The sequence below is a fragment of the Ornithobacterium rhinotracheale DSM 15997 genome (genome assembly GCF_000265465.1).
Classification (GTDB): Bacteria; Bacteroidota; Bacteroidia; order Flavobacteriales; family Weeksellaceae; genus Ornithobacterium; species Ornithobacterium rhinotracheale.
In genome coordinates, this window is the sequence record NC_018016.1 from 765,814 (window position 1) to 782,333 (window position 16,520).

Below are 16,520 nucleotides of genomic sequence, written 5' to 3' on the forward strand. Positions count from 1 at the left end.
ATTTTTATTTTTCTGAATTTAAAATTTGATTGGTATGATCTTTTGTTTTCACTTTTTCTATCACGCGCTCCACCACTCCGTTTTCATCAATAATGAATGTCGTACGATGAATTCCGTCATAGGTTTTACCCATGAATTTCTTTTCGCCCCACACGCCAAATGCTTCAATAATTTTCTTATCCACATCGGCAATCACAGGGAATTTAAAATCGTATTTATCACTGAATTTTCGTTGTTTTTCTACCGAATCTGCACTCACGCCTATCACTTGGTAGCCTTGTGCTTTTAGCGCATCAAGATTATCGTTGATGTTGCAAGCCTCTGCCGTGCAACCTGGCGTACTGGCTTTTGGGTAGAAAAAAACGACTAATTTCTGATTTTTGAAATCGGCAGATGAATGCTCCTTCCCAAATTGGTCTACACCTTTGAAATCGGGCATTTTATCGCCTACTTGTAACATTTTATTCATTCCGTAAAAATACGATTTTTTTCTGGTTTCTCTATTATTTAAATAGATTTTAAGATTTGTGAAATTATGGTTTAAAATATTTACCTTTGAGAAAAATAAAATCATGAATAATCGTCAAAAAATCCTTTTTACCACTCTAGTACTCGTTGAGCTAGCAAGTGTTGTGCTATGGTTTATGGGAAAAATTGATTTAATTGTATTTGTATTAATCATGGCTATCGTGGGACTAGGCATCGGATGGGGCGTAAATAAACTTTCGGATTCGGAAAAATAATCTACTTTTTTCATTAAAAGCAAGCACATAGTGTTAATAAATTGCAACTTTTCACAGAATATTTCTATATTTGGGGGAATTATGAGTTTTTTAAACAAGAAAAATAGCTTTTTATTCAGCTTTTTATGCGGGGCTTTTTGCATGATTTCTGCGCAAAATGTGTCGCTAGAAGATGCCATTTATTTCAAGTATTCGCCCAAATCAATTGAGGGTGGGCAATCGCTCAACGATGGCGAGCACTACACGCTCCTTACTCGAGATGGTGTTTCTAAATTTAGCTATAAAAATACTGAAAAAATGGCAGATTTATCCAAAGGGCGTTATAGCGATTACAGCTTTAGCCCAGATGAAAATCTACTTTTGCTTGAAAAAAGTCCAGAGGAAATTTATCGCCGCTCTAAAAGAGCAAAGTATGCTGTGAAAAATTTAAAAACGGGACAAATCGAACCGATTTTTAAAGGAAATAAAATCCAAGAGCCTACTTTTTCACCCGATGGGACAAAGGTTGCTTTTGTATTTGAGAATAATTTATATTACCAAGATTTAGCTACTCAGAAAGTTACACAAGTTTCTACAGATGGCAAGAAAAACGAAATCATCAACGGGGTGGCAGATTGGGTGTATGAGGAGGAATTTTCGTTTGTGCGAGCATTTGACTGGAGTGCAGACAGCCAATATTTAGCTTATTTAAAATTTGATGAAAGCCAAGTGCCTGTGATGAATATTGATGTGTATCGCAGAGGGATTTATCCAGATGAATTAAGCTTTAAATATCCTAAAGCGGGCGAAAAAAATTCTGTGGTGAGTGCAGAGGTGTACAACCTCAACGACCAAAAAACTACAACGGTGAATCTGGCTGAATACAAAGATTTCTATATTCCAAGAATTCAGTTTAATCCATATAATGATGATTTGTATCTTTTGGTTTCAAACAGGCACCAGAACCAAGTAGATGTTTTGCAATACAATCCAGCAAATCATCAAGTAAAAAAGCTTTTTTCTGAAAAAGACAAAGCGTGGATAGATACCGATCATTTTATTTTTAAATTCCTAGACAAAGATAGTTTCTTGTGGGGAAGCGAGCGCGACGGGTTCCGCCATTTATATCGCTACAACACGCAAGGCAAACTGCTCGGACAAGTGACTAAAGGCAACTGGGAGGTAACTAAGTTTTATGGCTACGACCCTAAGTCTAAAAAAATATTTTTCCAATCTACTGAGCCTGGCAGCATCAACCGCGGTGTCTACTCCGTCAATCTAAACGGTAAGGATAAAAAAGCTTTGGCTACACAGCATGGAATTAATTCAGCTTTGTTTAGCAAGAACTTTCGTTATTTCATTCTCACGCACAGCCAAGCCAACAAAGTGCCTGTGTATACACTCAACGACGGAAACTCGGGCAAAGTGATTCGTGTGCTAGAGGATAATAAGGAAACGGAACAGAGAATTGCTCAAACCAATTTCTCGCCAAAGGAATTTAGTGTAATTCATGTAAATGGACAAGAGCTAAACGCTTACATGATTAAGCCTAAAGACTTTGATCCAAAGAAAAAATATCCACTTTTAATGTATTTATACAACGGCCCTGGTAGCCAAGAAGTAAAAAATGCAAGTTTTGATTATTATTTTTGGTGGTTCCAATATTTGGCAAGCCATGGCTACATTGTCGCCGTGGTAGACGGGCGTGGAACGGGATATAAAGGAGCTGCTTTCAAAAAAGTGACTTACAAAAATCTTGGAAAATTAGAATTAGAAGACCAAATCGCTGCCGCGAAATATTTCGGGTCATTACCTTATATTGATAAAACTAGAATCGGTATGTTTGGCTGGAGTTTTGGGGGCTACATGACGCTACTTGCGATGACCAAAGGGGCAGACACCTTCAAAACAGGGATTGCCGTGGCTCCAGTAACCAATTGGAGATTGTATGACACCGTGTATACCGAGCGTTTCTTGCAGACTCCGCAAGAAAACGAAGCGGGCTATGAGGACAATTCCCCTCTTAATTATGCTAATTTACTTAAAGGGAATTTGCTCTTGATTCACGGCTCGGCAGACGACAATGTGCATGTGCAAAATTCTATGTTGATGAACGAGGCTCTTGTACAAAATAATAAAGATTTTGATTTCATGATATATCCAGATAAAAACCATGGAATCTATGGCGGAAACACTTGCTTACATTTATTTAGAAAAATCAGTGATTATATATTTAAAAACTTATAAACTTTAAACCTATGAGTATTTCATTAAACCAAAACAATTTACCGAACGGGATACCTCAGAAAGAGATTTTAGGTCATCCAGCGGGATTATTCGTACTATTCTTTTCAGAAATGTGGGAGCGTTTCTGCTACTATGGCATGCGTACTTTGCTTACACTTTATGTGGTAAAAGCTTTATTGCAATCAGATGCTACGGCATTTTCCATCTACGGAGCCTACACAGGTCTTGTATATGCAGCGCCAGTATTGGGAGGCTGGGTTGCCGACCATGTTCTTGGATATAAATACTCCGTACTCTTCGGGGGAATCATGATGATGATTGGGGAAATGCTGATCCTCGGCCCTCACTTTCTGGGCACAAGCGTGCAAGAAACGGGGCTCACTTGGCTCTACATAGGTATGGCAATCATCATTGTAGGGAATGGCTACTTCAAAGCAAATATTTCCTCTATTGTAGGAAAACTCTACAAGGATAACGATGTGAGACGAGATTCTGGTTTCACCATTTTCTATATCGGAATTAATCTTGGAGCATTGCTTGCTACGCTTATCGCAGGATGGGTGGGAGAAGTTTATGGCTACGAATATGGTTTCGGATTGGCTGGTATCGGAATGCTTTGCGGTATCTTTATCTTCTATGCAGGTAGAAAATTATACGGTCATGTTGCTGAACCTCCTGCAAACTTAAACAACAAAGTAGTAGGTCCACTTACAAGATTCCATGTTACTATTTTAGCTTCAATTGCAATTATTCCATTATTATATCTTTTAATTCAATACAACACTCTGGTAGGATACCTAATGGTTGTCGTTGCACTTTATGTGCTTTACACGCTACTTTCTGCGGGAATTAAAGGAGGCAAAATCCTGAGAGATAGAATGATTATTTTTGTAATTCTATGTTTATTAAATATCATTTTCTGGGCATTTTTTGAACAAGCGGGGACATCGCTCACACTCTTTGCAGAGAGAAATGTAGATAGACAAAACTTCTTAGGCTTCTGGAACATCACAGCTGCTCAAACACAAGTATTTAACGCATTTTACATCATCGCAATGGGATCAGTTTTCTCAATGCTTTGGATTAAATTAGATAAATTAAAACTTAACCCAAATATTCCTGCTAAATTCGGAATTGGTATTGTACTAGTAGGTATCGGTTTCTTGGTTCCTAAATTATTCCCGATTAGCCCACTATATACTGTATCTATTTGGGCATTAGTTCTATTATACTTCTGCCACACAGTGGGAGAATTATTCTTATCACCAATTGGACTTTCCATGGTAACTAAATTAGCACCTAAAAATATGACAGGTACCTTGATGGGAGCTTGGTTCTTATCTCTTGCGGGAGCAAATTATGTTGCGGGTAGTATTCTTGCGCCACTCACAGGAACTGGCGGAGAGGAAAATGCAGCAGATGTTGTGATGACGCCAGCACAGAGCTTGGCTCAGTATCTAGAAGTATTTGGCAAGTTTGGCTACATCGCCGTGGGCTGTGGTCTTGTGGTACTTTTAGCTTCTCCATTTTTAAATAAATTAATGCACGGAATTAAATAATTTTGATTCTAGTAGATATAAAAAAGCTACTTCTTTGGGAGTAGCTTTTTTCAAATATAATTAATGGAAAAAACGACTTGAAAGAAAAAAATACCAAACTTTTAATTCTTTTCGAAAAAAAACACTACTTTTACCGCGTTTTAAAAATAAAACATTTTCAACAATGGAAGAAAACAAAAAAACTTTGATGGAAAACATTATGACCATAAAACCAGCTTTTTGGTTAGCGAGTTTTATGGAGCTTATGGAACGATGGGCTTGGTACGGGCTCTTTGGAGTATTCTCATTGTACTTGGTAGCAAGTACCGACGAAGGGGGGCTTGGCTTTAATCATATAGAAAAAGCCTCTATTATGTCGCAAATCACAGCACTACTCTATTTTTTACCACTATTTCTTGGGGTAATCGCTGATAGAATTGGCTACAAATTATCATTAATCATAGCCTATGTAATCATGATTATTGGTTACTATTTCTTGGGACATGCCAGCACCTACTGGAGCGTATATTTCCTATTCTTGCTAGTGGCATTGGGAGCTGCCATGTTTAAACCTGTGGCTTCTGGGATTGTTTCTAAATCAACGAATAAAGACAACGGAACCATAGGGTTCGGAATTTTCTACATGATGGTAAACATCGGCGGATTCGTAGGTCCTGCTTCGTCTTCCTACCTCAGAACTACTTTTGGGTGGAGGTTGATTTTCGTTCAAGCTGCAGTGGTAATTGCCATCAACCTGTTCTTGGTTGTTTTCTTCTTTAAAGAACCAGAAAGACAAGTTTATAAAAAAGAAAGCATCGGCGTAGAGATTAAAAACTCGCTGAACAATATCTGGGAGGCACTTAAAGATACAAAACTTACCGTGCTTTTAATCCTCATGATTGGATTCTGGACTATGTTTAATCAGTTGTTCTATACTTTGCCAAACTTTATCACCGATTGGGTAGATTCGGCACCATTGAGCAATTGGATCAATCAAAACTTGCCAGCACTCTCTAATACTTTAACCGAAAACGGACAAGTAAAAGCAGAATGGTTTACCAATATCGATGCTCTGATGATTGTATTCCTACAAATCTTCGTTTCGTATTTTGCGACTAAAATGCGACATGTAAGTGCCATGATTCGAGGTTTCATCATTGCCTCTATCGGGATTGGGCTTACTTTCTACACGCACAATTTTATGTACACCATCATCGGTACCATGATTTTTGCCATTGGAGAAATGACGACCAACCCTACTTTCTCTTCATTTATCGCATTGATTTCGCCTAAAGGTAAAGAAGCTTTGTACCAAGGTACTTATTTCTTACCAGTAGCTGCGGGTAATTACTTAACAGGCTTTATTTCAGGAAACTTATACGAAGCTTGGTCAGACAAATTAGGTCTTTGCCAAAGATACATGGCAGAAAAAGGAATCCCAATGCCAGAAGTAGGCGATGGCTTTACCAAAAGGGATTATTTTGCCCTAGCTGAACAAAAGTTAGGCTTAACGCACTGGCAACTCACCGATTTGCTTTGGGATACTTATTCGCCAAATAAAATCTGGTATGTAATTGTGGGCGTGGGAGCGATCACCATCGTTGCTCTTTCCATCTACGACCGAGTAGTGATAAGACCAAGAGAGAAAAAGCATTTGCTCGACGAGTAAAAAATCATTTTTTAATAATTAAAATAAAGGTTTCATTTAGAAAAGTGAAGCCTTTATTTTTTTGTAGCAAGATTCAAAATGTTAATTTATTTTCATTTTTAAATTATTTTATTTTCTTTGTGAAATACAAATAAATTCTTATAAAGAATAATAATTTTAAACAGATTATGAATAGTTTTATTGTATACTAAATACATGGAATATTGTAAAATTCTCTGAAACTATCTTATAATTCTTTTTATTGTTATTCTTTTAGAGAAGATCCTTTAATTAGAAAGCACACAAATCTTTTTTAAAAACAATCCTATTCTCCAAATCATAGATGAAAAATATAATGAATATTGCAGGTGAAAATTACAATTGTGTTTTGCTACTCGCATTACTTCTTTCCCTTTCAAGCTGCAAAGAAAAAGAAAAACCTTTATTACTCTATTTCGACGATAAAGACACAGTCACTTACTATGTACCTCAAACATTTTTTAACGAGAAAGCATATAGAGAAAAAGTTTATGAAAAGTATAAATACTTAGATGAAGAACGTTATACAATAGGAGAAGCTTACTTCATCCACAAAAAAGGAATGGCTAAAAAACTTGTCTCCCCTAAAGAGTTAGAAAAATACCGAATTGTAAAAGGACTAAAAGATTGGCATGTATATATAGCCGATTTATCCAATCCAGACTCACTTTTTATCGTGGAGACAGAACAGCATGTAGTAGAATATTAAAAATAAATATATAATGATTTATAAACTACCACTCCTAATCCTTCTTCTTTTCAACATTCCTGTCGCTATGCAAGCACAGCAAAAAGAATGTGTGTATGTAATTTTCGAAAAAGATCAAAATAATATAAAAAGAGAATACGAACACAGTGTTTTTTTTATAATATCTCCTCAATTAGACAATATAGAAGATAGATTGTGTCATTCCATAAAAAAAAACAAAAAAGAAAAAATACCATATGATAAAGTTAAACACAAATTAATAACCAAAAAGGAGTTAAACCAAAAACTGAAGAATAAATTAAAATCCTTTTTCCCTCCTCTCATCAAACCCGATTTCAATGATTTTTTCCAAAAAATTTATGTTTACGATATGGAAGAGCAAACATTATATGAAGTGCATTGGCTAAACGATTTTTCATGAAATTATTAAAAATGAAACACGCAATTTTGGTAGTTTTTCTGCTATTTCTTTCCCTTTCAAGCTGCAAAGAAAAAGAAAAACCTTTATTACTCTATTTCGACGATAAAGACACAGCCACTTACTATGTACCTCAAACATTTTTTAACGAGAAAGCATATAGAGAAAAAGTTTATGAAAAGTATAAATACTTAGATGAAGAACGTTATACAATAGGAGAAGCTTACTTCATCCACAAAAAAGGAATGGCTAAAAAACTTGTCTCCCCTAAAGAGTTAGAAAAATACCGAATTGTAAAAGGACTAAAAGATTGGCATGTATATATAGCCGATTTATCTAATCCAGACTCACTTTTTATCATGGAGACAGAACAGCGTGTAGTAGAATATTAAAATTTCCCCAAGTGAAGCCTTTATTTTTTAGCTTAAACCCTTAATTCATTGTTCTTTTTGGGCTAAATCATTATTTTTTTAGCTATCGTAAAAAATTTTATTATTTTTACGGAATTAAAATTTTAAACAGAAAATAAAAAATCAAATTAATGAATAATTCTACAGCTGATTTTTTCGATAAGAAAAACCAGGTTCTAGGACACCCTGCGGGGCTTTTCGTCCTATTTTTCACGGAAATGTGGGAGCGTTTTTCGTTCTACGGAATGCGTGCCTTGCTCGTTTTATTTTTAGTAAGTTCAGTAGGAATTGGTGGCTGGGATTGGCCGCGTGAAAATGCGTTATCGCTTTATGGAACTTACTTAGCTCTACTTTATCTTACGCCCATTATCGGCGGGCAGCTTGCCGATCGCTATCTTGGCTATCGCAAGGCAATTATCATAGGAGCTGTAATCATCACGCTAGGGCATGCCTCTATGGCGATCGAGCACATCAAAGCCTTTATGTACATTGGGCTTTTGCTTTTGGTTATAGGCACAGGATTCTTCAAACCCAACATGACCTCCTTTATTTCGGTTTTATACCAAAATCACCCTGAAAAAAAAGACGGAGCCTACACCATTTTCTACATGGGCGTAAACTCTGGCTCGTTTCTAGGCATCATGCTTTGTGGGTACTTGGGCGAAACTTTTGGCTGGAGCTGGGGCTTTGGTTTGGCAGGAATTTTCATGCTTTTAGGTTTATTGCAATTCACTCTTTCTCATAAAATCTTTGGCGATGTGGGCATGAAACCTACGGCTAACGATGACACCGTGGAAAGCGACACACACGAAAAAATCCAAGATAAACCTAATCCGTTTACATTGGTAGACAAAATCATCATGTTTGTGGTTGCTACACTTGGTTTAATCTGGGTGATTAACGATCCAATCGCTAAGATTTCTCACTACAATATTTTAGAAATCGGCGGGAAAGACATGTCCAACAATGTCATAATTGTTGCCTTGATTATGTTTCTTTATTTACTTGTGAGCCGTACGCTTCGTTACAGCAAAATCACTCGCGACAGAATGTTTGCCGTGATGATTATCGCATCGCTCATCATTTTCTTTTGGGCAAGTTTTGAGCAAGCGGGAGGGTCTATGAGTATTTTTGCTAAAGATTACACCAATCGTGTACTTGCGGGAAATTATGCCTTAGCATTTAATATTGTAGACATCATCATTACTGTGGTGCCCGTAGCGATTATCTCTTATGTTTTATTCTTATTAATTAAAAAAACATACAAGAAATTCTTATTAGCCAACACCATTTTGGGCGTGAGTTTCTTGATCATTTGGTCTTTGATATTCTGGAAAATCTATTACGGATTCAACACTTATTCTTATCAAGTGTCTATTCCAGAAACCGAGGACACCGTGATTCTTACAGCAGATCAGCTTAAACCTGGAGACAATATCTATGTAGTAGATGTTGATAAAAAAGGCAAAAACTTTAAACAAATCACTGCCGAAAAAGCTAAAGAAGTGAGCAACTCTCAAGTAGCGACTATCGTAGAGAAAAAAGAAAACCAAATCGAGATTCCAGCCACTTGGTTCGGGATTTTGAACTCGCTATTCATCATCATTTTTGCACCATTAATGTCTAAATGGTGGGAGAGCCGTTTCAACCCATCACTGGCAGGAAAATACGCCATTGGTCTGTTTTTCTTGGCGGCAGGATTTGGGTTCTTGGCTTTCGGGGCGCGTGATATTCCAAACGGAGCTACGGCAGCCTCTGTGAGTTTTATTTGGCTCGTCTTGGCTTATTTCCTCCACACGCTGGGAGAACTCTGCGTACAACCAGTAGGGCTTTCATCGGTGAGTAAATTGGTGCCACCTCGCATGGTTGCCTTTATGTTTGGGGTGTGGTACTTGGCACTTGCCATTGGAAACAAAACTTCGGGTAAAATGGGAGAAATGATAGACCAGATTTCTAAAGAACACGGAATTTCTAGTTTCTTCTTAATTTTCACCATAGTTCCAGCTATAATTGGTGTAATTGCATTACTTTTGCACCCACTATTGAAGCGATTAATGCATGGCATTAAATAATTTTAAAAAAAAGGTGGAACAAAAATTGATTAAGCATTAAAAAATCAAACTATGAAACAATTATTTTCGTTATTTATCATTCTTGTAGCAAGTTTAAGTTTTGCTCAAGAAATCCAATGGAAAACCATTGAACAAGCTGAGAAGGAAATGCAGGCACATCCAGAAAAGCCTTTGTATATCGATGTATATACCGACTGGTGTGGCTATTGCCGAAAAATGGATGTATCAACCTACAAAAATGCTGCAGTAGTTGAAAAAATCAACAAAGATTATATCCCAGTGAAATTTAATGCAGAAGAAAAAAAGGACATTAAATTCATGGGGCATGAGTTTAAATTTGTGAGTGCAGGACCTAGCGGTGTAAACACTTTAGCTTACAACTTATTGCAAGGACAAATGAGCTATCCTTCTGTCGTAATCCTTACTAAAGAAGGCAAAATCACCAATATCTTGCGTGGATATTTAACGCCAGACGAAGTGCTCTCAGAGATTTAATCATACTTAAAAAACTAAAACCAAAAAAGTCGTTTCAGAAATGAAACGACTTTTTTTATATACTAAAAAATGTTTAAAAATCACATTTTCCATATTTTTTCATGAACTCTTCTGCCGTGCGCACCATATTTCTAGAGCCACAGAAAAACGGTACTCTTTCGTGTAAACTCTCGGGCTGAATTTCCAAAATCCTTTGATAACCATCACTTGCAAATCCGCCCGCTTGCTCAGTGAGCATCGCCATGGGATTACACTCATACAACAATCTTAATTTGCCTTTTGGGTGATTGGTGCCTGAGGGATAAATATAAATTCCACCTTTCATCATATTTCTGTGAAAATCTGCCACAAGCGAACCGATGTAGCGCGAAGTATAAGGTCTATCTCCTTCAGATTCTTGGCAATATTTAATATAATCCTTCACCCCTTGCGGAAAATGCACATAATTTCCTTCGTTGATGGAATAAATATTCCCCGTTGGTGGAAATTTCATATTCGGGTGCGACAGATAAAATGTCCCAATGGCAGGATCCAGCGTAAACCCGTTCACGCCATTTCCCGTTGTATAAACCAAAATCGTAGAAAGCCCATACAGCACATAGCCTGCCGCCACTTGGTGGATTCCTTTTTGTAAAAAATCCTCCATCTGCACAGGTGTTCCCTCGGGAGTTACGCGACGATATACCGAGAATATCGTCCCCACCGTGACATTCACATCGGCATTGGAAGACCCATCGAGCGGATCTATGAGCACAACATATTTACTCAAGTGCGAATTTCCTCCGCCCTCGATTTGAATAAAATCCTCGTTCTCTTCCGAGGCTATTCCGCAAACCACCTCACGCTGTGTGAGTGCTTTGATAAATGTCTCATTGGCAAAAACATCTAGCTTTTTCTGCTGTTCGCCCTGCACATTTTCGCTGCCCACATCGCCCAAAATCTTCTCCACAAGCCCCGCCTTGTTCACTTCTTGATTCACCACTTTGGTTGCCAATTTTATACAGCTCAAAAGCCGCGAAAGCTCACCTGTGGAATACTTAAAATCGTTTTGATTCTGAATAATAAATTCGCCGAGAGTTTGGTAATTTTTAGCCATGATAGAAATTTTATTGTTAAGGTTCTCTCAAAGTTAGTAATTAATTTTCACAAATTCAATTATTTAAAAATAAAATTCTGAGCGGTTTTATACATTTTTTTTATTTAAAAATCTAAATGATTAAATTTGTAGAAAAGCCTTTATTTAGCATTATGAAACCAAAATTTATCATCATTAATGGTCCTAACTTAAACCTACTCGGCACACGCGAACCAGAAATCTACGGCAACAAAACTTTTGAAGATTTTTTGCCAGAAATCCGTGAAAAATTTTCGCATTGCGACATTGAATATTACCAAACCAATCACGAGGGCAGCATTATCGACAAATTGCACGAAGTGGGATTTTCCTACCAAGGCATCGTCCTAAACGCTGGTGCCTACACGCATTATTCTTACGCCATTGCCGATGCGCTTAAAGCCATCAAAACGCCGTGTATCGAAATCCATATTTCGGACATTTATGCGAGAGAAGATTTTAGAAGCCAATCCGTTACGGGTGTAAACTGCATCAGCATTGTGAGCGGAAAAGGCTTGGAGGGCTATAAAATTGCCTTGCAGGAATTGCTCGATTATTTAAAAATCTAAATTTCGCTTATTTTTCGATGAGAATTCTACACACCGCCGATTGGCACATTGGCAAAAAACTGCACAATTACGATTTACACCAAGATTTTGATTTATTCATCGATTGGCTTTGCCAATTGGTGGAAAATCGTGAGATTGATTTAATTTTGGTCTCGGGCGATATTTTTGACACAGGCAATCCTTCTGCCGAAAGCCGAAAGCAGTTTTACCAAAGCTTAATTCGTTTGCAAAAATTAAATTGCCAAATCATTCTCACAGGAGGCAATCACGATTCGGCTTCTATGCTTAATGCGCCAAAAGATATTTTAAACGAAATTTCGGTGAAAATGATTGGCGGCATGCCCGAAAACATAGAGGATTGTGTGATCCCTTTCAAGAAAAATGACGAAGAAATCGTAATTTGCGCCATTCCGTTTTTGCGCGATGCAGATTTGCGCCGCGCCAACGATGGCTTGTCTTACGAAGACCGCATTCAAGCCGTGCAAAAAGGGATTGAAAACACTTATGCTCAGGCTGCAAAATACTGCGAATTGCAATTTCCAAATGTACCCGTCATCGCCATGGGGCATTTGTTCACGGCGGGTGTTTCCTCAACATCGGATAGCGAGCGAGATATCCAAATCGGGAACGAGGCAAAATTTGATGCGCATCGTTTGAGCAATCGTTTTGCCTATGTGGCACTTGGGCACATTCACAAGCCACAGAGAATCAATGCAGAAAAACCCACTTTTTATTCAGGCTCTCCGCTTCCGCTTTCATTTAGCGAAAGAAAAGACGAAAAAAGAGTGCTTTTAATCGATACAGAAAAGGGTTTTGAGCCCGAAAGCATTTCCGTACCGAGTTTTAGGAAATTAATTCGTATTTCGGGAGATTTAGAAAACATTAAAACTAAACTTAATACGCTAAACAGCGATTCTACACTGACTAATTTGCTAGAAATAGAGCTTAAAGAGCCTAAATTTTCAATTCAGGTGGAAACGGATTTTTTGGATTTAATTTCCAATTTTAAAGAAGAAAATTTCAGCATTATTAAAACTAAAATGTTTTTTGAAGACCGAGTTTTGGGCACCAATGAGCTTTTTCATCAAGATGTAAATATTTCGGATTTAAGCCCAAATGAAGTTTTTGATGAATTTTTGGAAACGCAAACTTTGGACGATGCATATGCAAAAGAATTAAGGGAAGCTTTTACGATTTTGCTGCAAGAAGTGTATGACCAACAAACCGAAAACCTTTAGCCATGAAAATCCTAAAAATCGAATTTAAAAACATCAACTCGCTGGAAGGGGAGCACTGCATAGATTTCACGCAGAAACCTTTTGAAGACAACAGTCTTTTTGCCATTACAGGCCCTACGGGAAGCGGAAAATCCACGATTCTAGATGTGATTTCGCTTGCGTTGTACAACAAAATTCCTCGCCTAGACTCCATCAGCAAAAGTAATATCGAAAAAACGGGTTCTATCCTTACGAAAGGAAAAAAAGAAGCCATGGCAGCGGTGACCTACGCTTGCACCCGAGGCACTATAAAATCCGTGTGGAGCATTCGTGTGAATAGAAACGGGAATTTGGCTGAATATGAAATGTTTGTGTACGATGAAAAGGGCACACCACTGAATCAAAAAAAGAGCGAAGCACCTGCACTCAACGAGCAATTTATTGGGCTAAGTTATGAGCAATTCATCAAATCGGCATTGCTGGCTCAGGGCGAATTTGCTAAATTTTTAAAAGAGGATAAAAAATCAAGATTTCAGCTTTTAGAGAAAATCACGGGGGCAAATATTTATCGTTTAATCGGGCAAAAAGCTTATGAGAAAAATAAAAATTCAGGCGAGCAAATTAAACTTTGGGAAAGAGACAAAGCGGGCTACGAGGAAAAAATATTGCCCCAAGAATTAGAAGAAAAGTACCTTGCCGAGGCAAAAGAAAATACGCAAACACTAGACTCTGAAAACAAAAAAAGAGAGCTGCTCAATGCGCAAATTAAACTAAAAAAGGATTTGGCTCAAAAGCAAATTGAATGGGAAAATGCCCGAAAAAATATTCTAGCAATTGAAAATCAAATTGAGCAATTTAAAAATAATGAAGGCAAACTCCTAAGCAGACACGAAGCAACGGAAAGCATCGCAACGGAACTGACAAGCTGGCAAACACTGCAAACGAGTTTGGCTAAAATTGAGCAGAAATCTGAAATTTTAGTCGCAGAAGAAAAAAAACTTTTAGCCCAAAAAGCTGAAAAATTTACGCAGGCTAAAAATATGCTAAATTCAGATTTTTTGGAGGAAAACCTCAACGAATCTTTGGCTAAACTTAAAAAGACAATCAAAAATTTAAACGAAAAAAGATTACAAAAAGCCAACGAATACGGTTCGCTAAAGAATGAGTTTAACCTCGTGGCTAAACCACTCGGGGTCGTGCTGGCAAAAAAAACCAATGAAGTACAAGAGCAACTTTCGGTCTTAAAAGCCAAAGCTGAACACACGGAACATGCGATAAAAGAAATTTCGGCAAATATTCATTTGGATAAAAATTTAAGCGTCCAAGAACAATTGCAACAAGCACGAAAAAACCTTGAAACCTACAACGAGATTGAGCTTTCGATGCAATCGCTCAAGAATATCGACGAAACTTTAAGCGAAAAAAATAAAAAACTCAATGAAATTTCGGCTGAATTATCTGCATTGCCAAGTAAAATCAAATTAGCCAAAGAAGACAAAGACCTTAAAAAAGAAAAACACGCTCTGATTGAAGAAAAAATTGCTTTCGCCAATGAGAAAAAAAGCTTGGAGGAACATCGCGCACATTTGGCACAGGGCAAACCTTGTCCGTTATGTGGAGCCACCGAGCACCCTTTTGCCCACGAAACAACATCGGAAGACGACCATTTAAAAATAGAAGAAAAACAAGCCAAAGAAGCTTTACGAATTTCGACCGAAAATCTCTTAAAACTTGAAAATCAACAAGCGTCTTTAAGCAAAGAAAAATTAAACTTAGAGGGAGAAATTCAGCAAAAAAATGAAGAATTGAATCGCAAAAAAAGTGCGATGCAAGAAAAATTTCCTGAAGTGGATTTTTCGACCCATTGGGCGGAAAAAATCGCAACTACCAAAGCGGAAATCAAGCAATTGGAATCGCTGGAAAATCACCAAACGCTACACGAAGCGGCTACGGCTGCAATCCCTCTGGTGGAAAGCATTATCAAAGTAACCACAGAGGGCAAATCGCTTAAAAATCAAATCGAGGATTTTGAGGCACAAGGTGCTACCGAAGAGAGTATAGATCGCTTCCTGCTTGATTGGGAACGCACTTTAAGTACAATTAAACATAAATCACAGGAAATCAAATCTTTAGAAAAAGAAAAAAAGGAAGAAAATGATAAATTCTCATCGCTAGAAAAAGATTTAAACCAAAAAATTATTCCGCTTGATTTTGTGGACATTGCAAGTGCACTCAAGGCTAAATTACCACACAGCCAAGCACAATTGTTTAAAGAAAAAATTAATCGATTAAACCCTGATTTACAAAAACTTACAGGGCAAGAAGATATCTTAAAAAAGGATTACGAGAGTTTAGCCCAAAATAGCCCAACTGAATCCTTGGAAGAATTAGAAAAAGCCCTCTCCCACAACGAGCAACTGCTCAATCAACTGAAAAACAAAGAGAAAGAATTGAATCATCTTTTAACAAATAATGATTCTTATAAACTTGAGCTGAAAAAGCTTAACGAAAAAATAGAACAAGAAAACAAAGAAAACCGAATTTGGCGTGATTTGGACAAAATGATTGGAGATGCCAAGGGTGAGAAATTTAACATGTTTGCACAAGGTTTAACGCTCAAGCAATTGATTTATTTAGCCAATCGCCGCTTGACCAACCTCAGCCCAAGATACCTGATTGCTAATCCTGAAAAAGAGGAAGATGATAGCCTTTTTGTCATCGATAAGGATATGGGCAATCAGCGTCGTTCGGTAAAGACACTTTCGGGTGGAGAAACATTTATTTTAAGTTTGGCGTTGGCATTGGCACTTTCGGATTTGGCGTCCAAAAATGTGCAAATCGATAGCCTTTTTATTGACGAAGGTTTCGGAACGCTGGATCCAGAAACGCTGGATTTAACGCTAGATACGCTTGAACGCCTTCAACAAGAAAGCAAGAAAATGATAGGCATCATCAGCCATGTTTCTTCGCTCAAAGAACGCATCGCTACACAAATCGTGTTGAAACAAAATGGCTCTGGAATAAGTACGCTTGAAATCAAAAGCAATTAGATTTTTCACTATATTTGCCAATAAATTTTAACAATTATGCAAGATAATAAAAGAATTGCCGCTGGGCTTTTAGGGATTTTTTTTGGTAGTTTGGGTATTCACAAATTTTATTTAGGCTACGAAAGAGAGGGGATTATTCAAATTCTCATTACTATTTTCACTTGTGGTTTCGGCGGAACGCTTGGCTTAATTGAAGGGATTATTTACCTCACCAAAAGCGATGAGGAGTTTTACCAAATATATCAAGTAAATAAACGCCCTTGGTTGTAAGA

At 37.4% G+C, this 16,520-nt stretch carries 15 protein-coding genes; 13 read left to right on the top strand and 2 right to left on the bottom strand.

Annotation, left to right across the window (positions count from 1 at the left end):
• Positions 1-4: 4 nt before the first annotated feature.
• Positions 5-469 carry a thioredoxin-dependent thiol peroxidase gene (bcp, locus tag ORNRH_RS03580; protein ID WP_014790542.1) on the bottom strand — a complete coding sequence of 155 codons (465 nt, stop codon included), beginning with the start codon at positions 467-469 and terminating at the stop codon, positions 5-7.
• Positions 470-572: 103 nt separating this feature from the next.
• Between bcp and ORNRH_RS12085 the strand changes: the two genes are divergently transcribed.
• The 9 genes from ORNRH_RS12085 (at position 573) to ORNRH_RS03620 (ending at position 10,298) form a co-directional block, all read left to right on the top strand.
• Entirely contained in the window at positions 573-743 is a 171-nt protein-coding gene (locus ORNRH_RS12085; RefSeq protein WP_014790543.1) for a hypothetical protein, read from the top strand.
• Positions 744-824: 81 nt separating this feature from the next.
• A complete protein-coding gene (locus tag ORNRH_RS03585; protein ID WP_052040723.1) occupies positions 825-2,969 on the top strand; it encodes a S9 family peptidase in 2,145 nt (714 codons plus the stop codon).
• Positions 2,970-2,980: 11 nt separating this feature from the next.
• Positions 2,981-4,528, top strand: a complete 1,548-nt coding sequence (locus ORNRH_RS03590) for a peptide MFS transporter (protein ID WP_014790545.1) — start codon at positions 2,981-2,983, stop codon at positions 4,526-4,528.
• A 163-nt stretch (positions 4,529-4,691) separates the two neighbouring features.
• A complete protein-coding gene (locus ORNRH_RS03595) occupies positions 4,692-6,176 on the top strand; it encodes an MFS transporter (RefSeq protein WP_014790546.1) in 1,485 nt (494 codons plus the stop codon).
• Positions 6,177-6,510: 334 nt separating this feature from the next.
• Positions 6,511-6,903 carry a hypothetical protein gene (locus ORNRH_RS03600; protein WP_014790547.1) on the top strand — a complete coding sequence of 131 codons (393 nt, stop codon included), beginning with the start codon at positions 6,511-6,513 and terminating at the stop codon, positions 6,901-6,903.
• Positions 6,904-6,916: 13 nt separating this feature from the next.
• Complete coding sequence (locus tag ORNRH_RS03605) at positions 6,917-7,324, top strand: hypothetical protein (protein ID WP_014790548.1); 408 nt, start codon at positions 6,917-6,919, stop codon at positions 7,322-7,324.
• 11 nt (positions 7,325-7,335) lie between these two features.
• Positions 7,336-7,713, top strand: coding sequence for a hypothetical protein (locus ORNRH_RS03610; RefSeq protein WP_243939172.1), 378 nt, complete (start codon positions 7,336-7,338; stop codon positions 7,711-7,713).
• Between the two features lie 149 nt (positions 7,714-7,862).
• Positions 7,863-9,803: a peptide MFS transporter gene (locus ORNRH_RS03615; RefSeq protein ID WP_014790550.1), complete on the top strand. Its 1,941-nt coding sequence runs from the start codon at positions 7,863-7,865 to the stop codon at positions 9,801-9,803.
• A 51-nt stretch (positions 9,804-9,854) separates the two neighbouring features.
• Complete coding sequence (locus ORNRH_RS03620) at positions 9,855-10,298, top strand: thioredoxin family protein (RefSeq protein ID WP_014790551.1); 444 nt, start codon at positions 9,855-9,857, stop codon at positions 10,296-10,298.
• Between the two features lie 73 nt (positions 10,299-10,371).
• Here ORNRH_RS03620 and fbp read toward each other — a convergent pair whose 3' ends face one another.
• Complete coding sequence (gene fbp, locus ORNRH_RS03625) at positions 10,372-11,394, bottom strand: class 1 fructose-bisphosphatase (RefSeq protein ID WP_014790552.1); 1,023 nt, start codon at positions 11,392-11,394, stop codon at positions 10,372-10,374.
• Positions 11,395-11,510: 116 nt separating this feature from the next.
• Between fbp and ORNRH_RS03630 the strand changes: the two genes are divergently transcribed.
• From ORNRH_RS03630 to ORNRH_RS03645, 4 genes are read left to right on the top strand one after another with little or no spacing between them, the layout of a single operon-like run.
• Positions 11,511-11,981, top strand: coding sequence for a type II 3-dehydroquinate dehydratase (locus ORNRH_RS03630; protein WP_014790553.1), 471 nt, complete (start codon positions 11,511-11,513; stop codon positions 11,979-11,981).
• A gap of 17 nt (positions 11,982-11,998) precedes the next feature.
• Entirely contained in the window at positions 11,999-13,219 is a 1,221-nt protein-coding gene (locus ORNRH_RS03635; RefSeq protein WP_014790554.1) for an exonuclease SbcCD subunit D C-terminal domain-containing protein, read from the top strand.
• Between the two features lie 2 nt (positions 13,220-13,221).
• Positions 13,222-16,248: an AAA family ATPase gene (locus tag ORNRH_RS03640; protein ID WP_014790555.1), complete on the top strand. Its 3,027-nt coding sequence runs from the start codon at positions 13,222-13,224 to the stop codon at positions 16,246-16,248.
• A gap of 36 nt (positions 16,249-16,284) precedes the next feature.
• Entirely contained in the window at positions 16,285-16,518 is a 234-nt protein-coding gene (locus ORNRH_RS03645; RefSeq protein WP_014790556.1) for a TM2 domain-containing protein, read from the top strand.
• The last annotated feature ends 2 nt before the right edge of the window (positions 16,519-16,520 follow it).